Annotated in this window: 17 protein-coding genes; 8 read left to right on the top strand and 9 right to left on the bottom strand. The window is 62.7% G+C overall.

Annotated elements, in window-relative coordinates; translation table 11 throughout:
• Positions 1-350, top strand: a 350-nt coding sequence (locus tag C563_RS0117105; protein WP_018763295.1) for an IclR family transcriptional regulator domain-containing protein, incomplete at its 5' end; no start/stop codon positions are given.
• 180 nt (positions 351-530) lie between these two features.
• Here the strand turns inward: C563_RS0117105 and C563_RS0117110 are convergent.
• Positions 531-1,370, bottom strand: a complete 840-nt coding sequence (locus C563_RS0117110) for a hypothetical protein (protein ID WP_018763296.1) — start codon at positions 1,368-1,370, stop codon at positions 531-533.
• A 354-nt stretch (positions 1,371-1,724) separates the two neighbouring features.
• On the opposite strand from C563_RS0117110, the gene C563_RS0117115 reads away from it, so the two are divergent.
• The 6 genes from C563_RS0117115 (at position 1,725) to C563_RS21955 (ending at position 7,226) form a co-directional block, all read left to right on the top strand.
• Positions 1,725-2,549 carry an SDR family NAD(P)-dependent oxidoreductase gene (locus C563_RS0117115; RefSeq protein ID WP_018763297.1) on the top strand — a complete coding sequence of 275 codons (825 nt, stop codon included), beginning with the start codon at positions 1,725-1,727 and terminating at the stop codon, positions 2,547-2,549.
• 40 nt (positions 2,550-2,589) lie between these two features.
• Complete coding sequence (locus C563_RS0117120; RefSeq protein WP_018763298.1) at positions 2,590-4,041, top strand: aldehyde dehydrogenase family protein; 1,452 nt, start codon at positions 2,590-2,592, stop codon at positions 4,039-4,041.
• Between the two features lie 30 nt (positions 4,042-4,071).
• The gene (locus C563_RS0117125) at positions 4,072-4,863 is read left to right on the top strand and encodes an HpcH/HpaI aldolase family protein (protein WP_018763299.1); all 792 of its coding nucleotides are present in this window, start codon (positions 4,072-4,074) and stop codon (positions 4,861-4,863) included.
• Positions 4,864-4,891: 28 nt separating this feature from the next.
• Complete coding sequence (locus C563_RS0117130; RefSeq protein ID WP_018763300.1) at positions 4,892-5,878, top strand: ketopantoate reductase family protein; 987 nt, start codon at positions 4,892-4,894, stop codon at positions 5,876-5,878.
• Positions 5,879-6,637: 759 nt separating this feature from the next.
• Positions 6,638-6,865, top strand: coding sequence for a hypothetical protein (locus C563_RS22500; RefSeq protein WP_155845209.1), 228 nt, complete (start codon positions 6,638-6,640; stop codon positions 6,863-6,865).
• Position 6,866: 1 nt separating this feature from the next.
• Complete coding sequence (locus tag C563_RS21955) at positions 6,867-7,226, top strand: hypothetical protein (protein WP_155845210.1); 360 nt, start codon at positions 6,867-6,869, stop codon at positions 7,224-7,226.
• A gap of 352 nt (positions 7,227-7,578) precedes the next feature.
• On the opposite strand, the gene C563_RS0117140 is transcribed toward C563_RS21955, so the two are convergent.
• From C563_RS0117140 to C563_RS0117170, 7 genes are all read right to left on the bottom strand, one after another.
• On the bottom strand, positions 7,579-8,148 hold the full coding sequence (locus C563_RS0117140; RefSeq protein ID WP_018763301.1) for a hypothetical protein: 570 nt from the start codon (positions 8,146-8,148) through the stop codon (positions 7,579-7,581).
• Between the two features lie 5 nt (positions 8,149-8,153).
• Complete coding sequence (locus tag C563_RS0117145) at positions 8,154-9,596, bottom strand: mannitol dehydrogenase family protein (protein ID WP_051083573.1); 1,443 nt, start codon at positions 9,594-9,596, stop codon at positions 8,154-8,156.
• Positions 9,597-9,639: 43 nt separating this feature from the next.
• Positions 9,640-10,641, bottom strand: coding sequence for a carbohydrate kinase family protein (locus C563_RS0117150; RefSeq protein WP_018763303.1), 1,002 nt, complete (start codon positions 10,639-10,641; stop codon positions 9,640-9,642).
• A gap of 45 nt (positions 10,642-10,686) precedes the next feature.
• A complete protein-coding gene (locus tag C563_RS0117155) occupies positions 10,687-11,748 on the bottom strand; it encodes an NAD(P)-dependent alcohol dehydrogenase (protein WP_018763304.1) in 1,062 nt (353 codons plus the stop codon).
• A 38-nt stretch (positions 11,749-11,786) separates the two neighbouring features.
• Positions 11,787-12,722, bottom strand: a complete 936-nt coding sequence (locus tag C563_RS0117160; protein WP_018763305.1) for a carbohydrate ABC transporter permease — start codon at positions 12,720-12,722, stop codon at positions 11,787-11,789.
• Complete coding sequence (locus tag C563_RS0117165) at positions 12,719-13,687, bottom strand: carbohydrate ABC transporter permease (RefSeq protein WP_018763306.1); 969 nt, start codon at positions 13,685-13,687, stop codon at positions 12,719-12,721. Before C563_RS0117165 ends, C563_RS0117160 begins: the two co-directional genes overlap by 4 nt.
• 61 nt (positions 13,688-13,748) lie before the next feature.
• Positions 13,749-15,098: an ABC transporter substrate-binding protein gene (locus C563_RS0117170; RefSeq protein ID WP_018763307.1), complete on the bottom strand. Its 1,350-nt coding sequence runs from the start codon at positions 15,096-15,098 to the stop codon at positions 13,749-13,751.
• 269 nt (positions 15,099-15,367) lie between these two features.
• Between C563_RS0117170 and C563_RS0117175 the strand changes: the two genes are divergently transcribed.
• Complete coding sequence (locus C563_RS0117175) at positions 15,368-16,282, top strand: AraC family transcriptional regulator (RefSeq protein WP_018763308.1); 915 nt, start codon at positions 15,368-15,370, stop codon at positions 16,280-16,282.
• A 395-nt stretch (positions 16,283-16,677) separates the two neighbouring features.
• Here the strand turns inward: C563_RS0117175 and C563_RS0117185 are convergent, their stop codons facing one another.
• Positions 16,678-17,664, bottom strand: coding sequence for an aldo/keto reductase (locus tag C563_RS0117185; RefSeq protein ID WP_018763310.1), 987 nt, complete (start codon positions 17,662-17,664; stop codon positions 16,678-16,680).
• Positions 17,665-17,671 lie beyond the last annotated feature (7 nt).

Consider the following 17,671-nt stretch of genomic DNA (forward strand, 5'->3'; position numbering starts at 1 on the left):
CAAAGGTCATCCTGGCCTACCTTCCACATCACCGTCTGAAAGCCATCTACCCGCGGTACAGTACGGAAATCGAGAGCGCCGGGCTGGGCAGTACGTGGAGCGAATTCCGCAAAAGCCTCGGGGAAATCAAAAAGGACGGCTACCTGTTAACCATGGGAGAATTCAACCCCGGGGTCTACGGCGTCGCGGCCCCCGTCCTCACCGATCATAAGACGGCCCTCGGCAGTGTGGGCGTCGCCTGGGACGAGAAAGTCCGGCGCGACGTCGATGTCCAGCAGGCCGCACTGGCCGTCAAGCAGGCAGCGGCGACCATATCAAGCCGCCTGCTGGAGAACCAGCACCGGTCATGAAGCCAAATGAACTCATGCCGCCTGTCCTCAGTCACCCGGAACCCTCGCAGTCCATATGCGTCGCATGGCTGGCCACTCCAAGCGGCGTGTTGACTTGCTGGGAAAGGGCTGTCGTCAGCGGCCTGGCCGCGTGGGCGAGCCCCACGGGCCAACACGTTCACCGTGTTGGCCCGTAGCGGCTTAGAACGTGTGCAGCACTACACGCAGGAACTCGGTTGGCTCGATGGCTTCGACGGGAACAGGGCCTTCGTGGGCGAGAAATTCATACGCGGTTTCGGGGCCGTACTTCTCGCCGCCCGAAGTGACCTGGCCGTTGAGCTGGAACAGGACTTCGATGGAGGGATGCTGACCCGCCTGGTAGACCGCGCCGGCATCCAGGCGCAGGAACCCGGTGCGCAGGTTGCGTTCAGTGAAACTGCCCAGCCACTTTTCCCAAACACCCTCGTCACCTTGGGGTAGCCAGTCGTAGGCTGCAGGATTCATCGCGATGACGTCCTCATACCGCGGGGTTGCGAATGCAAGCTCGCCGCCCGTTGCACGCTCGAAGATCGCCTGGGAGCCGTCCATAACCTGCTCGTCGCCGTTGGCGTCAGTGTAGTGGTACTTGCCCTTTTTGAATTCGCCGGTCTTTTCCAGTTCGGCGTTAGTGGCCTCGCGCTGGGCAGCGGACAGGTAGCCCTGGCCACTCGCGCCGCCGCACTGCAGGACCAGGGTCCGAAGGCCCTCGGCGCGCTCCTGGGGGCCATAGTAGACACTCTCGGGGAAGTACCCCACCCACCCCTCTTCCAGGACGTCATTCTCGGTATATGGCAGTTGCCCCTGAATGACATAGCGGATCTGGTCAAAGGTGTGCCGATGGCGGGGAGTCCGCCAACCGCCACCGCCGGTCTGGCCCATATTGAGGTCGTAATTATTAGGCGAACCGTCTTCACCTACCAGCAGGTGCTTCTGCTCCAGTACTCCCTCACGCATGGATCCAACTGCTTCGCTGCCCGTTTCTGCTGCTTTGCTTACGCGCATCTTCCCTACTCCTTACAAAGTGGATACATCCTGCGGCAAAAAGCCGAAGGGGGTGCGGAATCCGAATCGCCGGCTGTCATTTACCTCGGCGAAGGACCGACCGCTTTATTGACATTATCCCATATGGCAGGATATTGTCTATATAGAAAGCAGGGGGCCGCCCTGCTGCCTCACCTTGACGGCCGCCTTATCGGGAGGCCCGCGATGCTAATGATCCCCAGATCATGGGAAAACCTTTATCGCCGGCGCCTGGAGGGGACCACGGAGAGGCTTTGGTGCAGTCGGCCGGGAGGGTCCGCCCCTCCATCAGTGTCTGCACACCCACAACGACACGCAACGCCACGAGGATCGACTATGACGACGACAACCCTGACACACACTCCACAGGACTCCGGCGTTCCGGCGTCGGCACGGGACCTCAGCGTCCAAGAACGGGTGGTGCTTATCACCGGCGCCGCCCAAGGCATCGGCCGAGAACTCGCGCGCCAGTTCGCCGCCGCCGGAGCCTTTTCCGTGGTCGCCGACCTGAACTTCGACAAGGCCCAGGCAGTGGTCAAGGAGATCCATGACGCCGGTGGAACCGGTTTTGCCGTCAAGGTAGACGTCTCGGACGAGACGTCCGTTACGTCGATGGTCGAGACGGTGATGGAAAAGTGCGGCCGGATCGATGTGCTGATCAACAACGCCTCGATCTTCGCGACTATCGAGAAGGGGCCGTTCGATCAGATCCCCATGGAACAGTGGGAACAGGTGCTTAAGGTCAACGTCACCGGGAGCTACCTGTGCGTTCGGGCAGTCGCTGCCCATATGCGCGCGGCAGGCTTCGGACGCATCATCAACATCTCATCCGACTCGGTCACCCGTGGCATCGGCAACTACCTTCACTACGTCACCTCCAAGTCAGCATTGATCGGCATGACCAATGCGTTGGCGCGGGAGCTGGGCGGCGACGGGATTACCGTCAACTGTGTACGACCGGGCATGATCGCCACGGAAGTTGAGCGTACAGTCAACCCCACCATCGAGGTCCGTGAGCGCGCTGCGTCGCAGCAGTGCATCCCCCGCGGAATGGTCCCCACCGACCTGGTCGGCATCATGTTCTTCCTCGCTACGCCGGCTTCCGCGTTCATCACCGGCCAGACCATCGCCTGCGACGGCGGCTACACCCACAGCAGCTAACCCACCGGACAAGCCCCACAAGCCTGAGGAGACCTCCAGCATGGAGCAGTACCCGCACCTTTACATAAACGGCCAATGGACTGACCCGACGGACCCGCGCGAGGTGGAGCTCATCGACCCCACCCGCGAGGAGCCTTTTGCCCGGGTCAGTCTGGGAAGCGCAGCGGATGTGGACCGCGCGGTTGCCGCGGCCCGGCAGGCGTTTAAGAGCTTTTCCACCGCCTCGGTGGACGAGCGGATCTCGCTTATCGACCGCGTCGTCGACGTCTACGAGTCGCACAGCGACGAGTTCTCCCGATTAATCGCGCGTGAGGTCGGCATTCCGGTCAGCAACCGCGCCCAGGTCACCGGTCCGGTCGAGCATATGAGGGTGGCCCGCGATATCCTGCGCGAGTACCCCTTTGAGTCCCGTATCGGCGGTGCCATTGTCCGTCGCGAGCCGATCGGCGTTTGCGCGCTGATCTCCCCGTGGAACTGGCCAATCCAGACCGGCGTCATCAAGATCATCTACGGCCTGGCTGCGGGCTGCACCATCATCGCCAAACCCAGCATGAACTCCGCCGCGAGCGGCACACTTCTGGCTCAGGTGCTGCACGAGGCGGGAGTGCCGGCGGGCGTGTTCAACCTAGTGAACGGAACCGGCCGCGCCGTGGGCGACGCCCTCTCCCGCCATCCCGAGGTCGACATGATCTCTTTCACCGGTTCCACCGCCGCCGGCCGGCAGGTCGGAGCCGCCGCAGCAGACACCGTGAAACGCGTCTCACTGGAACTCGGTGGCAAATCAGCCAACATTGTGCTGCCCGACGCCGACCTTGAAAAGGCCGCGCGGTGGAACATCCAACGCGCCTTCTTCAATGCCGGTCAGTCCTGCCATGCCCCTGCCCGCATGCTCGTGCACGAAAGCCAGATGGAGCAGGTAGCGGCCTTCCTCGTCGATGAGGCACAGCGCTATCACTTGGGTGACCCTCTGGACAGCTTGACCACCATGGGTCCGGTCGTCAGTGCCGAACAATGCAAATCGATCCGAGACTTCATTCAGACCGGCATCAATGAAGGCGCCAACCTCGTTACCGGTGGGCTTGAGCGCCCTGAGGGGATGGACCAGGGCTATTTTGTGAAACCGACAGTGTTCACCGGGGTTAGCCCCGATATGACCATCGCCCGGGAGGAGATCTTCGGACCCGTCCTGGCCGTCATGCCCTACCGTGACGAGGACGAGGCCGTCCGGATCGCTAACGATTCGCCCTACGGGCTAGGTGGCTATGTCTTCGGCGGCGATCGGACGAATGCCCGGCGCGTCGTAAACGCGCTGCGGGCCGGACGTGTCAGCTACAACGGCGCGGCCACGGATTCGTACACGCCCATGGGGGGATACAAGCAGTCCGGAATCGGCCGCTCGATGGGCAGGTTCGGGCTTGAAGAATATCTCGAGATCAAGTCCGTGTACGGGTTCGAGGACGAAGCAAAAGCATTACCGGCTCTGTTCGGCTGAAACATCCGACTCGACCAGGAGACACAGAATATGAACACCGAAGCCACACCCCTGCTGCGCAATCGTGCCAAAGAGAAGTTATCCAAAGGCGAGCGGGTGTACTCCATGACCGTTCGACTGGTACGCACTGTCGACATCGCCTCCATCGCCCACACCGCGGGGTTCGACTCCGTCTACATTGACCTGGAACACAGCAGTTTCTCCCTGGAGGCCGCGGGTCAAATCTGTATGGCCTGCAATTCCCTGGGCGTCACTCCCCTAGTCCGCGTCCCCGGCCTGGACCCATCTTTCATTGCCAGGGTCATGGATTCCGGGGCCATGGGAATCATCGTCCCCGGCGTGGAGTCCGCCGAGGAGGCCCGCACCTTGGTTCGCGCTGTCAAGCACGCTCCCGTGGGTGGGAGGTCCTTGGCTGGGGCCGCGCCCCAACTGCACTACCGGGCTCTCCCCGCCGATCAACTCGTCCGTGAGCTCGATCAAGCCTCCATGGTGGTACCAATGATCGAGTCCCAGGCCGGTCTTGACGCGGTGGAAGACATCGCCGCGGTCGACGGTGTGGACATGCTCCTCGTTGGTGCCAGTGACCTCAGCGTCGAGCTGGGCGTCCCGGGGCAACTCGACCACCCCCGGGTGCACGAGGCATACCTTCAGGTGATCAAAGCCTGCCAGGCGAACGGAAAGTTCGTTGGTGTCGGCGGCTTGGGCGGGCGGCCGGATCTTATCCGTCAATACCTGGATCTCGGTGCCGGCTTTGTTTCCACCGGCAACGACATCTCTTTCCTCAGCACCGCCGCAGCACAGAAGCGCCAGCAGTTCGAATGACCGATTTATCACAGGACAGGAAGCACATATGAAAATCTGCGTATACGGAGCAGGAGCGGTGGGCGGCCACATCGCCGGGCGGCTGGCCGGAAGCCAAGCCGAGGTCTCGCTGATCGCTCGCGGTGATCAGCTGGCCGCGATCCGCGAACAGGGGCTGCGTGTGGAAACCCGTGACGGAGTGCTGGTCTCGCACCCGGTCGCCACCGACCGGCCGGACGATTTGGAGCCCCAGGACATTGTCATCGTCGCGGTCAAAGCCCCGTCTCTGCCGACCATCACCAAGGATATAAATTCCCTGCTCCACAAGGACAGCTTGGTGCTGTTCGTCATGAACGGCATCCCCTGGTGGTACTTCCACTCACACGGCGGAGACCTGGACAACACCCGTCTTCGACGGCTGGATCCCGAGAGCACGCTGTGGGACCGCATCGGCCCAGAGCGCGCTGTGGGCGCCGTGGCCTACACCGCCTGCAGCGTAATCGCACCAGGGGTAATTCGCGCCGCGAATGCCGTTAACCGGCTGATCATTGGACGGCCCGACGGCAATGCGGATCCGAGGCTCGACGAACTGGCGTCCCTCCTGAACCCCAGCGGCCTGGAAGTCACCGTGACGCCGAAGATCCGTGACGCCGTGTGGGCCAAACTGCTCATGAACCTGATCGGGGGTTCACTGGCGGTCCTCACAGCCTCACCAATGAAAGATGTCCTGGACAAGGCCGCCGTTGCCGGCACCGCCAAAGCGATGGCTGCTGAGGGCGCGGCCATCGCCCGTGCCTTGGGCTGCGATCCGGGCGATCCCTACGAAGGCTTGAGTAAGCTGGCGAAGTCCGGCCACCTGCAGAGCATCGCCCAGGACTTGCTGGCTGGTCGGCCCATGGAAATAGACGCCATGTTCCGTGTTCCCCTTGACCTTGCAGAACTGGTGGAGGTCCCAACCCCCAACCTCGACCTGATGATCGAACTCGCCACCCAACGCGCGCGTGCCGCAGGCCAGTATCACGACACCGGCAGATGACGTGACATGTGCATCGGCTCGAGCGTGCCCGGAGACGTAGTGCCGGTCCTCCGGTCAGCCCCCACCAAAGAGGTCATTCGAGGCCGTCAGGGCGTGCTGGCTTTTGAGGCGTCATGAAGAGGACCGCGGACCAACGAAGCCCTCACTCCACCGAAAAGGACACTTGTACCTTGCCAAAGGAACAGACCGCGCAGGAGAACTGGGGGAACCTGCGACCAGGTGATCGCGTCGTGGTCTCAGAAGCTGCGCAGATCTCATATGAAGCCACAGTCGATGTCCTAACCGAGGACCTGCGTGTCGTATGGGTACTTCCTGAATCAGGCGATATTCGTCGGGCCTTTGACTGCAGAGAAGGAATTACCATTCGCAGGACAGGCGACAGCTTCTGAGACTGCCTGGTGCAGCCTTTGGGCAGTCTGTCCCCTTCCGCAGGTCCCCCATAGCCGCCGGAGCCTCCCTTCTCGTAACGGGGAGGTTCCGGCATCCACATTGAATGGCGCGGACGCAGCGATCACCGGCGAACGGACCCCGCGACCCTCCCCGCATCATCCCGTGACAACATGAAGGGTTCTCCGAAAAGGAGCGCCTCAAACGGAATACTCTTCCAATTCGCCACCCTGACTGCGGGGAGGCGTACGCACTTGGGGCTCAGCGCCGAGACGGCCGGTGACGTCGTCAAAGGCGGTCCCGGCCCGTCCGCAGAACGGCCCGCAGGCTCTTCGCAAGCCAGCCGAAGGAAAAGGACGTGAAGGCGCCTCAATGACCTGTAAAGTCAACGCCCTCCTAGATCAGGGCTTCGCCACCAGGACAGTCCACCCCGACGACAGACGGTGGATGCATGTGGGGGTCACCCGTGCCGGTAAGGCGCTCCTCACCGAAGCCCGCGAACAGCCCACCACCCGCCTGGCCCAACGGGTGGCCGGGCTAAGCGCAGATGAAGCCTCATCCTCCGCCACGCCGCCCCCAGCACGCAGCAATTGCGCGTGAAATGATCGCCATGTTCCGGCCCATCGAGAACCGCCACTACCCGGCGTGGGCCGGAGTGGAGCTCGTGTCCAGCATCGGCGCCTGGATGCAGACACTGGCACAGGACTGGCTCGTCCTGACCGTCCTCACGGACCACTCCGACACCGCTGTCGGCATCACCACCGGCAATGCAGTTCCTCCCGATTTCTGTTCCGTGGGCCCTCTGGCGGAGTCCTTGCCAACCTTTTCGAAACGAATGATCCAGGTGGACCCAGACAGCCTTGGTCTGCGCCCTGGCAGTGGCCTTCTCGGGAGGACAGTGCGTCGCAACTTTGGCAAGTCTTGCAGCCGTCCTATTCCTGGGATGCGCCAGCGCGATTGATGGTTCAGTCCGCCTCGCCTCCGTGTCGGAACTGGTGAGCCGAGAACACATTGCCAACGCCGATTCATTGAACTCCGTATCAACACGGCCCAACTCACCGGACCCGCTATCGCCTGGCGCTCATGGGGGCATGCACCGCAGCGGTCTTCCTGCTAAACGCGGCCACCTTCGCGGCCGTCCTGCTCTCCTTGTGGGGATCCGCGCCGCTGACCTGACGCCGGCGCTGCCAGAAAGGCGAAACAAACGCCAGGTGATCGAGACCCTGGGCTACGTTCGCCAGCGCCCAGACTTGGTCATAGTTCTCTGAATCGTGGGAGTCCTCGGCGCATTCGGCATGAACCTCCCAAAGGACCTAGCCCCGTGATTCCCCGGGCCTACGACTGGTTGTCACTTCGAGCAGGCGGATCTGGCGGCTTAGCTTGTCTTCCAGAATGCGGGTGTTTGTGAGCCTAAGGGCTGAAAGAGCGTAGGTTCCCAGCCCTAATGCCAGGGTAGCGGCTGCGGACACAAGGAAGAAGAGGCCTCCAGTGGGGTCGATGAGTGCGGCGTATAGGTCCAATGCGGTAGCTCCAGCCGTCGCGGTTGGCAGGATGCGCAGGGTCGAGGAGTAGGCCGTCATCCGGTTTGCGAGTTCACTCCGCCAGTCACTGAAGAGACTGGCTATAGGCAGCGTTCCTGTGCGGATCCCATACGCCAAGGACTCCTGATGGTCTTCCGGCACTCCAACTTTCGTTGTGTCGCCCTGCCGAGGGGAAAACATCAGCGCGAGACCAGTGATCAGAACGGAAATTGCTGTGGGCAGGTGATCCGTGATTCGGGTGCCTGGTTGAAGATCCAAGAACAAGGCCAGGATGCAAGGCAGAATCAGCAATGAGGCCGCGGCGAGCAGCCACGGCAATGGGGTCCGTAGTTCGGTGGGCATGGCATCTACTTGGCCGGCAAGGTCAGATGTTCCAAAGCGGCCCGGGCGCCTCCCGAGTGAAGGTCGTGGAGGGCCTGCGTGTACGCCGCTGCGAAGCGTTTGTCGGTTTTCAGGGCACCGAAGATGTCTGGGTTGGAGACAAATGCCAGTGGGTCGTCGTACTGCATCGCAGCTGCTGCCATCAGTGGCTCTTTGAGCCTGTCCACGACGTCGATCGGGTGGCCTTGCTCATCCACACCCTCGGCGTAGCGGGCCCAACTGGCGACGATGGCAGCGGAGCGATGAATGTCGCCGCCTTGTTCAAGATTTTCGCGGATGACTGGAAGCAGCCATTTGGGAATCCTGTCAGAGCTCTCAGCGCACAGCCTTGCCAGGGTGTCCCGGACGTGTTCGTTGGAGAACCGCTCGATCAGTGTGTGCTTATAGGCCTCAAGGTCAACGCCGGGGACAGGGTGGAGCGTTGGGCTTGCCTCCTTGTCCATATAGTCGAGCAGGAACTGTGCGATTATCGGGTCTCGTGCCGCTTCATGGGCGTAGCGGTATCCGGCAAGGTAACCGAAGTAGCACATTCCCTGATGGCTGGCGTTCAGAAGCCTCAGCTTCATTAGTTCATAGGGTTCGACGTCCCGCACGAGCTGGACGCCGGCCTGGTCGAACGGCGGGCGGCCCAGGCTGAAGTGGTCTTCGAGGACCCATTGCTCAAAAGGCTCGCAGACAACAGGCCACTCATCGTTGGACCCGAATTCTTCGGCGATTGCGCTGCGGTCTGAGTCAGCGGTGGCCGGGGTGATGCGGTCCACCATGCTGTTCGGGAAAGGCACATGTCCGGTGATCCAGGCACCCATCTCCGGGTTTTTGAGCGTCGCGAATGCAGCGAACATCTTTCGGGCAACGTCGCCGTTGCCCTGAATGTTGTCGCACGACATGACGGTGAACGGCTCCAGGCCGCGGGCCCGCCTGCGGGCCAGGGCTTCGGTGACCAGACCGAAGACAGTTCGTGGTGCAGCGCCAGGTTTCAGGTCGTGGATCACATCGGGATTTTCCGCGTTGAATTCACCCGTGAGGTGGTGGAAGTTGTAACCGCCCTCGGTGACAGTAAGGGAGACGATGCGGATTGGCGCCGATGCCATCTTCTCGATAACGGCCTCCGGGTCTTCGGGTGCGTAGAGGTACTCGATGATGGAGCCGATGACGCGGCTGTCCCGGCTGCCGTCAGGATTCTTGACCGTAAGGGTGTAGAGGCAGTCCTGTTTGTCCATGACCTGCTTCATGCGGGCATCGGCGGGAAGCACTCCAATCCCGGTGATGGCCCACTCCAGGGCGTGGCCGGCGTTCATCAGCCGGTCCAGGTACATGGCTTGATGCGCGCGGTGGAAGCCTCCCACGCCGAAGTGGACTATCCCGGAAGTGAGCGCCGTCCTGTCATACTGGGGCGTCGTCAATGACATGGGCGCGGCAGCGATGGTCTTGTTGTTTAGGTCCTGCACGTCGTCACCGGCCTTTCGCTGAAGCTATGGCGGACAGCGGTCCGAGCTCATCCATGTGGGGTGGGTTGGCACCTGGCCTGGAACAGGTGATTGCCGCGGCCCGGTTGGCGTAAGCGACAAGAGCATGGAGCTCACCGGCGCCCAACATCTGCAGTCGTTGCCTTCCCGCTGCCCCGAGTGCTTCAAGCTGGGCAAGGCCTGCGATGAGGGCGGCCATAAAGGAGTCGCCCGCCCCTACAGTGTCGGCTACGGTGACCGCTTCGGCTGTCATCTCTACCCGTTCCGTCCGGGTGATCAGGATGGGGCCGTCCGGGCCCCTGGTCAGGACGGCCATTGACGGTCCCAGGTCCAGCCAGGTGCGAAGGCTCTCCTCCGGCGTGCGGTCCGGGTACAGCCAGGCCAAGTCCTCATCGCTGGCCTTAACGAGATCGCTGACGGCGGTGAAGCGCTCCGCCTGCCTTCTTGCCGCACCCACGTCGGGACTGATGGAGGGCCGGCAGTTCGGGTCGAAACTGATGGTCGCCCGCTTCCCCGCTGCGCCCAGAAGACCGAGGACTGCCTGATCACCCGGCGCGAGCAAGGCTGCGATTGATCCCGTATGGACATGATGGGACGTCTCGACTGCGGCCAGAGCCGGAAGCGTCGCGCCCGAGAGGTCCCAACTGATGTCAAACTCATACGTGGCAGCGCCGTCAGCGGCCAGCGTTGCAGTGGCCCGGGACGTCGGTGCACTGCCGCCCCTGATGACCGTGACGCCGTTGGATTGGAGGTGCTCTTCGATCATCAGGCCGTACCGGTCATCATCGTAGTGCGTCACCAAATTGACGGCAGAGTTCAATCGTGACACTCCCACGGCTACGTTCAAGGGGCTTCCGCCAGGGTGCACGCGGGTGGGGGCTGCGTATCCGGCTTCGCTGATGATGTCGACCAGTGACTCGCCGATGACGGTGACGGTGACGCGTCCTTCACCGGAAAGCTGGATAGGGGTGGGGCTGGTGTCGGTCATGGCTGCTTCCTCGCAGTTTCTTCTTTTCGGGCCAGGAGTTGGACGCTATCGGCCCGGGTAAACCACGGCTTTGAGCTGGCCGGGCTGCTTTCCCGCCTTCAGCGCCGCTTCGGACTCGGCGAGGGGGAACTTTCCGGTGACCAGGATGTCCAGATCCACCTTTCCGTCGGCGATCAGCTGGATCGCCAGTGGCCAGGTGTTGGTGTAGCGGAAGACCCCGGAGAGCCAGATTTCGCGGTTCTGGATATAGGAAACGGGTAGCTCGACGTCGTCGGCCCCCAGGCCCACCAGGATCACCCGGCCGGCCGGCGCCACGGCCTTGATCCCGGAACGGACCGCCTGCGGAGCGCCGGAGGCATCGATGAAGGCGTCGACGTCAAGCCCCTCCACGCTGTCCGTCTTCGCGTTCAGCGCGTGCGTCGCCCCGTGCTGGAGGGCAAAGGCGAGCCGGTCCTCGGCGATGTCGGAGATGTAAATCTCGGTGGCGCCGAACGCCCGTGCCGCCTGGGCGGCGATGATGCCGATGGGGCCGGCGCCGGCGATCAGCACCCGGCTGCCGGGCCGGATTTCCGCGCGCTCGCAGGCCCACAGACCCACGGACAACGGTTCAATCAAGGCGGCCGCCTCGTCGCTGACGCTGTCCGGAATGTCGTAGGCGAAGTCGGACTGGATGGTGACGTATTCGGCGAACGCGCCGTCCACGGGCGGGGTGGCGTAGAACTTGATGTCCGGGCACAGGTTGTAGCGGCCGGCCTTGCACTGCTTGCAGGTGCGGCAGGGCCGTTGGGGTTCGACGGCGACGCGGCTGCCAACGCGGGCCGGGTCGACGGCGCTTCCGACGGCGGTGATCCGGCCGGAGAGCTCGTGGCCCAGGATCAGCGGGTGGTCCACGACGTAGGGGCCGATCCGGCCGTGCTCGTAGTAGTGGACGTCGCTGCCGCAGACGCCGACGGCGGCGACCTGCACCAGGACCTGGTCGGCGTCGATCTGCGGGAGGGGGAGGGTCTCCATGGCCATCTCGCCCTGGCTCTTCAGGATGTTGGCGCGCATCGTCTGCGGAAGTGCTGACGCTTCGACGGGCTGGGTCTGGCTTGTGGGTGTTGTCATGTGAAGTATTCCTCCGGGTATCGAGGGGGTGGTGTGCGTTACTTGACCGCGCCGAGGGAGAGGCCCTGGACAAGTTTGTCTTGGGCGGCGAAGCCGGCGAACAGCACCGGGAGCGAGATGACGACGGCGGCGGCGCAGACTTTGGCGAGGAAGAGGCCTTGGCTGGAGACGAAGCCGGTGAGGAAGACCGGGGCGGTTCCTGCGACCACGCCGGTGAGGACGCGGGCCAGGAGCAGTTCGTTCCAGCTGAAGATGAAGCAGATCAGGGCGGTGGCGGCGATGCCGGGCATCGCGACCGGCGCGATGATCTTGCGCAGGGTCAGCAGGAGGTTGGCGCCGTCAATCTGGGCGGCCTCCAGCATTTCGACGGGCACCTCGGCGAGGAAGGAGCGCATCATCCATACGGCGATGGGCAGGTTCATGGAGGTGTACATCAGGATCAGGAACCAGATGTTGTCCAGCGCCCCGACGCTCTTGGCGAAGAGGTAGAGCGGCAGGATCGCCGCCACCACGGGCATCATCTTGGTGGAGAGGAAGAAGAACATCACGTCCGTCCACTTCTTCACCGGGCGGATGGACAGGGCGTACGCGGCGGGTATGGACAGGAGCAGGACCAGAACCGTGGACAGGACCGAGGCCATGGCGGAGTTGATCAGCGGCGGCCACGGGCTGACACCGGAGCTCGCTCCGAAGAATTCCTGATAGGCATCCAGGTTGAGGTTCGCAGCGATGGAGGGCGGGTTGGTGGCGGCGTCGGTCTCCGAGTGGAAGGAGGTCAGGATCATCCAGAGGACAGGTGCTGCGAACAGCAGTGCCAGGAGCCAGGCAGCGATGCCGGCGGCGGTGCTGTTGCGGGTGGGATCCATCCGGGATTTGCCTCCGAACCGGCCGAGCCCCCGGCGACGGGTTCCGGTGTCCAGCGCGGTGGGACCTGCGGGCGTGTTGCGGGGTGCGGCAGGGCTGAGGGTGCTCATCGTGCTGCCTCTTTCTTGAAGAGCGAAAAGACGGTGCGGAGTGCGAAGGTGGCCACGATGATGGTGCCGATGACCACCACGACGCCGGCGGCTGAGGCCAGGCCGTATTCATTGGCGAAGTAGAACGTCTGGTAGATGGCGTACGGCAGGTTTGCCGTGCCGAGCCCGCCGGAGGTGAGGGTGAAGACGGCGTCGAAGTTCTGCACGATGTAGATGGCGCCGAGCAGGCCACCCAGTTCCAGGTACTGGCGCAGGTGCGGCAGCGTCAGGTGCCGGAAGATGTCCCAGGGCGAGGCGCCGTCCATTTGCGCAGCTTCCACGGTGTCCATGGGCCGGGACTGCAGGCCGGCGAGCAGGATGAGCATCATGAAAGGGGTCCACTGCCAGACCAGGGACAGGACGACGGCGGTAAGGGGCGCCTGTGAGAGCAGGTCCGGCTGCGGGGGGTTGCTGCTGCCGAAGAGGGACCAGATCCAGGTCAGGATACCGTTGATGAGGCCGTACGTGGGGTTGAGCAGCGCGTGCTTCCAGACCAGGGCCGCGGCCACGGGGACCACCAGGAACGGGGCAATGAGCAGTGTCCGGGCCAGTCCGCGGCCGATGAACTTCTTGTCCAGCAGCAGCGCCAGGCCCAGCCCGATGAGCAGGCTGGCCAGGACCACCGAGACGGTCAGGACGATGGTGGTGAAGATGGCCTGGCGCAGGTCGGCGTTGGTGAGGACCTGGATGTAGTTTTCAAACCCGGCGAACCCGGTCTGGTCCGGGCGGAGGCTGTTCCAGTTCAGGAACGAGATAATCAGCGTCACCACGAACGGAAGCTGGGTGACCACGATCAGGAAGACCAGGGCCGGCAGCAGCGGCGCACGCCGGGCCCACGCCAGGGCACGTTCGCGGGACCTGGCGTTTTTGGAAGGTTTGGTGGCGCTGTGCCCGGTGCGGGAAACGCGCGCTGTTGCTGTTGTCATGACGGCTCCTGCGGTCCTGTGGCCCACCGGAGGGTGGACCACAGGACCGGTTGGTGGGTTGTTACTTCTTGTACTTGTCGCCGATTTTCTGGGCGGCTTCCTGGCCCTTGGCCAGCGCATCCGCGACAGAGCCTTGGCCGGCGATAGCAGAGCTCACGCCCTGAGAAACAGTGGTTCCGAGATCGGCGAACTCGGGGATACCGACGAACTGGATGCCCACAACGGGACGTTCCTGCACACCAGGGTTCTTCGGATCCGCGTTCTGGATGGCAGTCCGTTCAGCCTGGAAGAACGGAGCGGCCTTCTGGAAGTCGGCGTTCTCATAGGTGGAGCTCCGCTTGCCGGAAGGAACCTTGGCCCAACCCAGCTTCGAGGCAACCAGTTCCTCGTACTTCTTCGAGCTGGCCCACGCGATGAACTTGCCGGCAGCATCCTGCTTCTTGGACGCCGCTTGGACGCCCCATGACCACGTCCACAGCCAGCCGGAGGACTTGGTCTCCTTTACCGGCGCCTGGACGTAACCGATCTTGCCCTTGACCGGCGATCCGTCAGCTTCCAGAGCGCCTGCGGCCGAGGTTGCGTCGTACCACATGGCCACCTTGCTCTGGCTCATGCTGTTCAGGCACTCGGTGAACCCTGCCTGTGCTGCGCCTGCCTCTCCGTGCTCGCGGACCAGTTTGGTGTAGAACTCGGTGGCGGCGGTGAACTCCGGTGCGTTGACCTTGGCGTTCCAGTCCTTGTCGAACCAAGTGCCGCCGAAGGTGTTAACCACGGTGGTGAGCGGTGCGAAGACCTGGCCCCAGCCGGGCTGGCCGCGCAGGCAGATGCCCTTCATGCCCGCGGCGGCGCCATCTGCCTTCGCCGCGAGGTCCGCCACCTGATCCCACGTCGGCTTTTCAGGCATGGTGAGGCCCTTGGAATCGAAAATGTCCTTCCGGTACATCAGGAAGGAGGACTCCCCATAGAAGGGTTCGCCGTAGAGTTTGCCGTCTTTGCCGGTGAGGGAAGCGGTGTACGCGGGGAGGATGTCGCTCTGGTTGAACTCGCTGTCCTTGGCCACATTGTCCAAGGGTGCCAGCCAATTGTTGGCGGAGTAGAACGGGATCTCGTAGTTGGAGAGGGACGCGACGTCGTATTGCCCGGCCTGGCTGGAGAACTCCTGGCTGATCTTGGCCCGGACATCGTTCTCAGGAAGCACGGTGTAGTTGACCTTGATCCCAGTGTCCTTGGTGAAGTTGTCCGCAGTGAGCTTCTGCAGGTCCTCCATCTGGGGGTTGTTGACCATCAGGACGTTGATGCTGTTCTGGTCACCGGCAGAGGATCCACCGCCGGCACCTGAACAGGCCGAAGCGGAAATGGCGATGCACAAAGCACCGGCCGCAAGCGAAGCAGCGCGCATTTTTGAGCGCATTAAGGACTCCTTTGTTCTTCATGGGGGTGCACAGTTACCGCGCCGGCTGCTATGCCAGAGAGCGAAACTGAAGCGGGTGATGGCTCCAAGAGGTTCGGTCCCGCTGATGTTCCTCAAGATTAGGCCGTGGCCCAGAACACAACTAGCGTCCTAGTTGCTATTTTCTGATACAAATCTGACACGTAGGCGCGTATGGGCGGCTAGTCTGGGAGAGCGGCTGGATGCAGCGCTCGCTCCCGTACTCGGGAACTTGATTTACGGAGAAAATAGTGACCAGCACCGATGAGGCTACGGCCCGTTTAGCCGAGAGACTGCTGGGCATTCGTGCCAACAGGGAAATAATCCCGCCGGATCCAAACCACTCGGTCCGGTGGCACCAGCACAGCTACCCCAGCCCGATCGCACGATGGAATTACCATCCTGAGTACGAAATCCATCTCATCCGTAAGGGCACCGGTAAATTCATCGTCGGTGATTACATCGGAACCTTCGAAGCCGGCCACGTCTCCATCATCGGTTCCGGTCTCCCCCACGACTGGGTCAGCGACCTTGAGCCCGGCATTGCGTTGGAAAACCGGGATGCCGTCATTCAATTCGATGGCAACTGGGTCGAGCAGGCCGCTTCATTGGTGCCAGAACTGGCCGAGGTCAAACCGCTGTTGGAGCAATCCGCACGGGGAATTGAGTTCTTCGGGACCTCGGCCAAGGAGGCGGCCGAAGAAATCGAAGCTATGGGCGCCACCACGGGTCTCGCCCGCCTCCAGCACCTGTTTTCGCTGTTCAATATCCTTGCCAGCGCACCGGAACACGAGCGCCGTTACCTCGCGGAAGAATGGTTCAGACCCCAACTTGACGGGCGGGCGGCCGCGGTCGTCGACCTCGTCCTCGAGTATGTCTTCACCAACCATGCTGGCAACGTAAAACTATCCGAAGCCGCGGCCATGGTTGGTATGCAGGAAGCATCCTTCTCGAAGTACTTCAGGCGCGCCACCGGCCAGAACTTCAGCGATTTGGTCCGCAAACTGCGCCTGGCCCACGCGCGGCGCCTGCTGGAACGCACAGACAAGCCAATCTCCGACATCTGCTACGAGGTCGGCTTTACTAATCTCTCAAACTTCAACAGGCACTTCCTTAACGACCTCGGGGAAACCCCGCGGAACTATCGCCGGCGCGTCACTAAGTGATGGTCAGGCTTGCGCCTTGCCCCGGCAATACGTTGCCCACGGGCAGTCCTGGCGTGACGAGGCGCGGCTTGGGTTTTCACGCTGCCCGGCATCCTGGGCGCACGCTGACCGGTAATGGCGTCTGTTGCCGCTCCCGTGATTTCGTCGCAGTCATGGCCGAAGCCGGGATCACGCACAAGCACTCCTGCCCCTACCGGCCCCAACCGACGGCAAAGTGGGGCGGTTCAACCTCATCCTGCAAGAAGAATAGGGCTGCGCCACGGCCTACAGTCCAAGAGCCGAATGGAAATTCTGCTAACGGACATCATCGACGAGTACGATCAGCGCAGGCTCCACACCGTACTCTACGGCGCCTCACCTGCCAGCCGTGTCACCAACCAATCGGTTTAGTACAGCTAGCGTCCCACGAGTGCGAGGTGATGGGGGTTATATCGTTCACCGGCGACGCCGAGGCGTCGTGCGAGGGAGTCGAGATCGTGAAGGTTGTCGGCTGACAGTGCCACCGTCGTTGAGGACGCATTCTCTTCGATACGAGGGGTCCGACGGGTTCCGGGGATCGGGACGATGGACGGATTCTGGGCGAGCAGCCATGCGAGGGCGATCTGCCCTGGAGTGGATTCCCTGCTGCGGGCAAGATCATCAAGGAATTCGACGAGAGCCCTGTTGGCGGTTCGGTTCTGTTGCTCGAACCGAGGAATGCTGGCGCGGATGTCTCCCGCGCCAAACGTTGTCGTGGTCCCAACCGTGCCGGTGAGAAAGCCCTTGCCGAGCGGGCTGAACGGAACGAACCCGATTCCCAGTTCCCGCAATGTGGGTAGCACCTCCGGCTCTGGGTCGCGCGTCCACAATGAGTACTCGCTTTGCACCGCAGTGACCGGAAACGTCGCGTGCGCGCGGCGAATGGTCGCCGCCGACGCCTCCGAAAGACCGAAATGCCTGACCTTTCCTTCCTGGACCAGTTCTCCGACCGTCCCGGCGACGTCCTCAATGGGCACTGCGGGGTCGACGCGATGCTGGTAGAAGAGGTCGATGACATCGGTGCGCAGGCGGGTGAGCGATCCCTCGGCGACCCGGCGGATCTGCTCGGGACGGCTATTAAGGCCGGTGCTTTTGCCGCTCTCGATCTGCCATCCGAACTTCGTCGCGATCACCACTTGGTCACGCACGGGTTCCAAGGCTTCCCCGACGAGTTCCTCATTGGCGTAGGGGCCGTAAACCTCGGCGGTATCGAAGAATGTAACGCCCGAGTCCAGGGCGGACCGCAGGACACGGACCATTTCGGCGCGGTCCCCGGGGTGGGGCCCGTAGCCTTGAGACATCCCCATACAGCCCAAACCGACTGCGGACACTTCGAGGCCGCGGCCGAGCGTGCGTGTGTGCATAGTATTT

It is taken from the genome of Arthrobacter sp. 135MFCol5.1, assembly GCF_000374865.1.
In the GTDB taxonomy this organism is placed as follows: Bacteria; Actinomycetota; Actinomycetes; order Actinomycetales; family Micrococcaceae; genus Arthrobacter.

What these genes read in the sequence shown, in the direction of transcription:
- C563_RS0117115 (WP_018763297.1), top strand. Translation starts at nt 1,725, where the DNA reads ATGACGACGACAACCCTGACACACACTCCACAGGACTCCGGCGTTCCG.
- C563_RS0117140 (WP_018763301.1), bottom strand. Translation starts at nt 8,148, where the DNA reads ATGCCCACCGAACTACGGACCCCATTGCCGTGGCTGCTCGCCGCGGCC.
- C563_RS0117145 (WP_051083573.1), bottom strand. Translation starts at nt 9,596, where the DNA reads ATGTCATTGACGACGCCCCAGTATGACAGGACGGCGCTCACTTCCGGG.
- C563_RS0117130 (WP_018763300.1), top strand. Translation starts at nt 4,892, where the DNA reads ATGAAAATCTGCGTATACGGAGCAGGAGCGGTGGGCGGCCACATCGCC.
- C563_RS0117120 (WP_018763298.1), top strand. Translation starts at nt 2,590, where the DNA reads ATGGAGCAGTACCCGCACCTTTACATAAACGGCCAATGGACTGACCCG.
- C563_RS0117150 (WP_018763303.1), bottom strand. Translation starts at nt 10,641, where the DNA reads ATGACCGACACCAGCCCCACCCCTATCCAGCTTTCCGGTGAAGGACGC.
- C563_RS0117160 (WP_018763305.1), bottom strand. Translation starts at nt 12,722, where the DNA reads ATGAGCACCCTCAGCCCTGCCGCACCCCGCAACACGCCCGCAGGTCCC.
- C563_RS0117155 (WP_018763304.1), bottom strand. Translation starts at nt 11,748, where the DNA reads ATGACAACACCCACAAGCCAGACCCAGCCCGTCGAAGCGTCAGCACTT.
- C563_RS0117125 (WP_018763299.1), top strand. Translation starts at nt 4,072, where the DNA reads ATGAACACCGAAGCCACACCCCTGCTGCGCAATCGTGCCAAAGAGAAG.
- C563_RS21955 (WP_155845210.1), top strand. Translation starts at nt 6,867, where the DNA reads ATGATCGCCATGTTCCGGCCCATCGAGAACCGCCACTACCCGGCGTGG.
- C563_RS0117170 (WP_018763307.1), bottom strand. Translation starts at nt 15,098, where the DNA reads ATGCGCTCAAAAATGCGCGCTGCTTCGCTTGCGGCCGGTGCTTTGTGC.
- C563_RS0117185 (WP_018763310.1), bottom strand. Translation starts at nt 17,664, where the DNA reads ATGCACACACGCACGCTCGGCCGCGGCCTCGAAGTGTCCGCAGTCGGT.
- C563_RS0117110 (WP_018763296.1), bottom strand. Translation starts at nt 1,370, where the DNA reads ATGCGCGTAAGCAAAGCAGCAGAAACGGGCAGCGAAGCAGTTGGATCC.
- C563_RS22500 (WP_155845209.1), top strand. Translation starts at nt 6,638, where the DNA reads ATGACCTGTAAAGTCAACGCCCTCCTAGATCAGGGCTTCGCCACCAGG.
- C563_RS0117165 (WP_018763306.1), bottom strand. Translation starts at nt 13,687, where the DNA reads ATGACAACAGCAACAGCGCGCGTTTCCCGCACCGGGCACAGCGCCACC.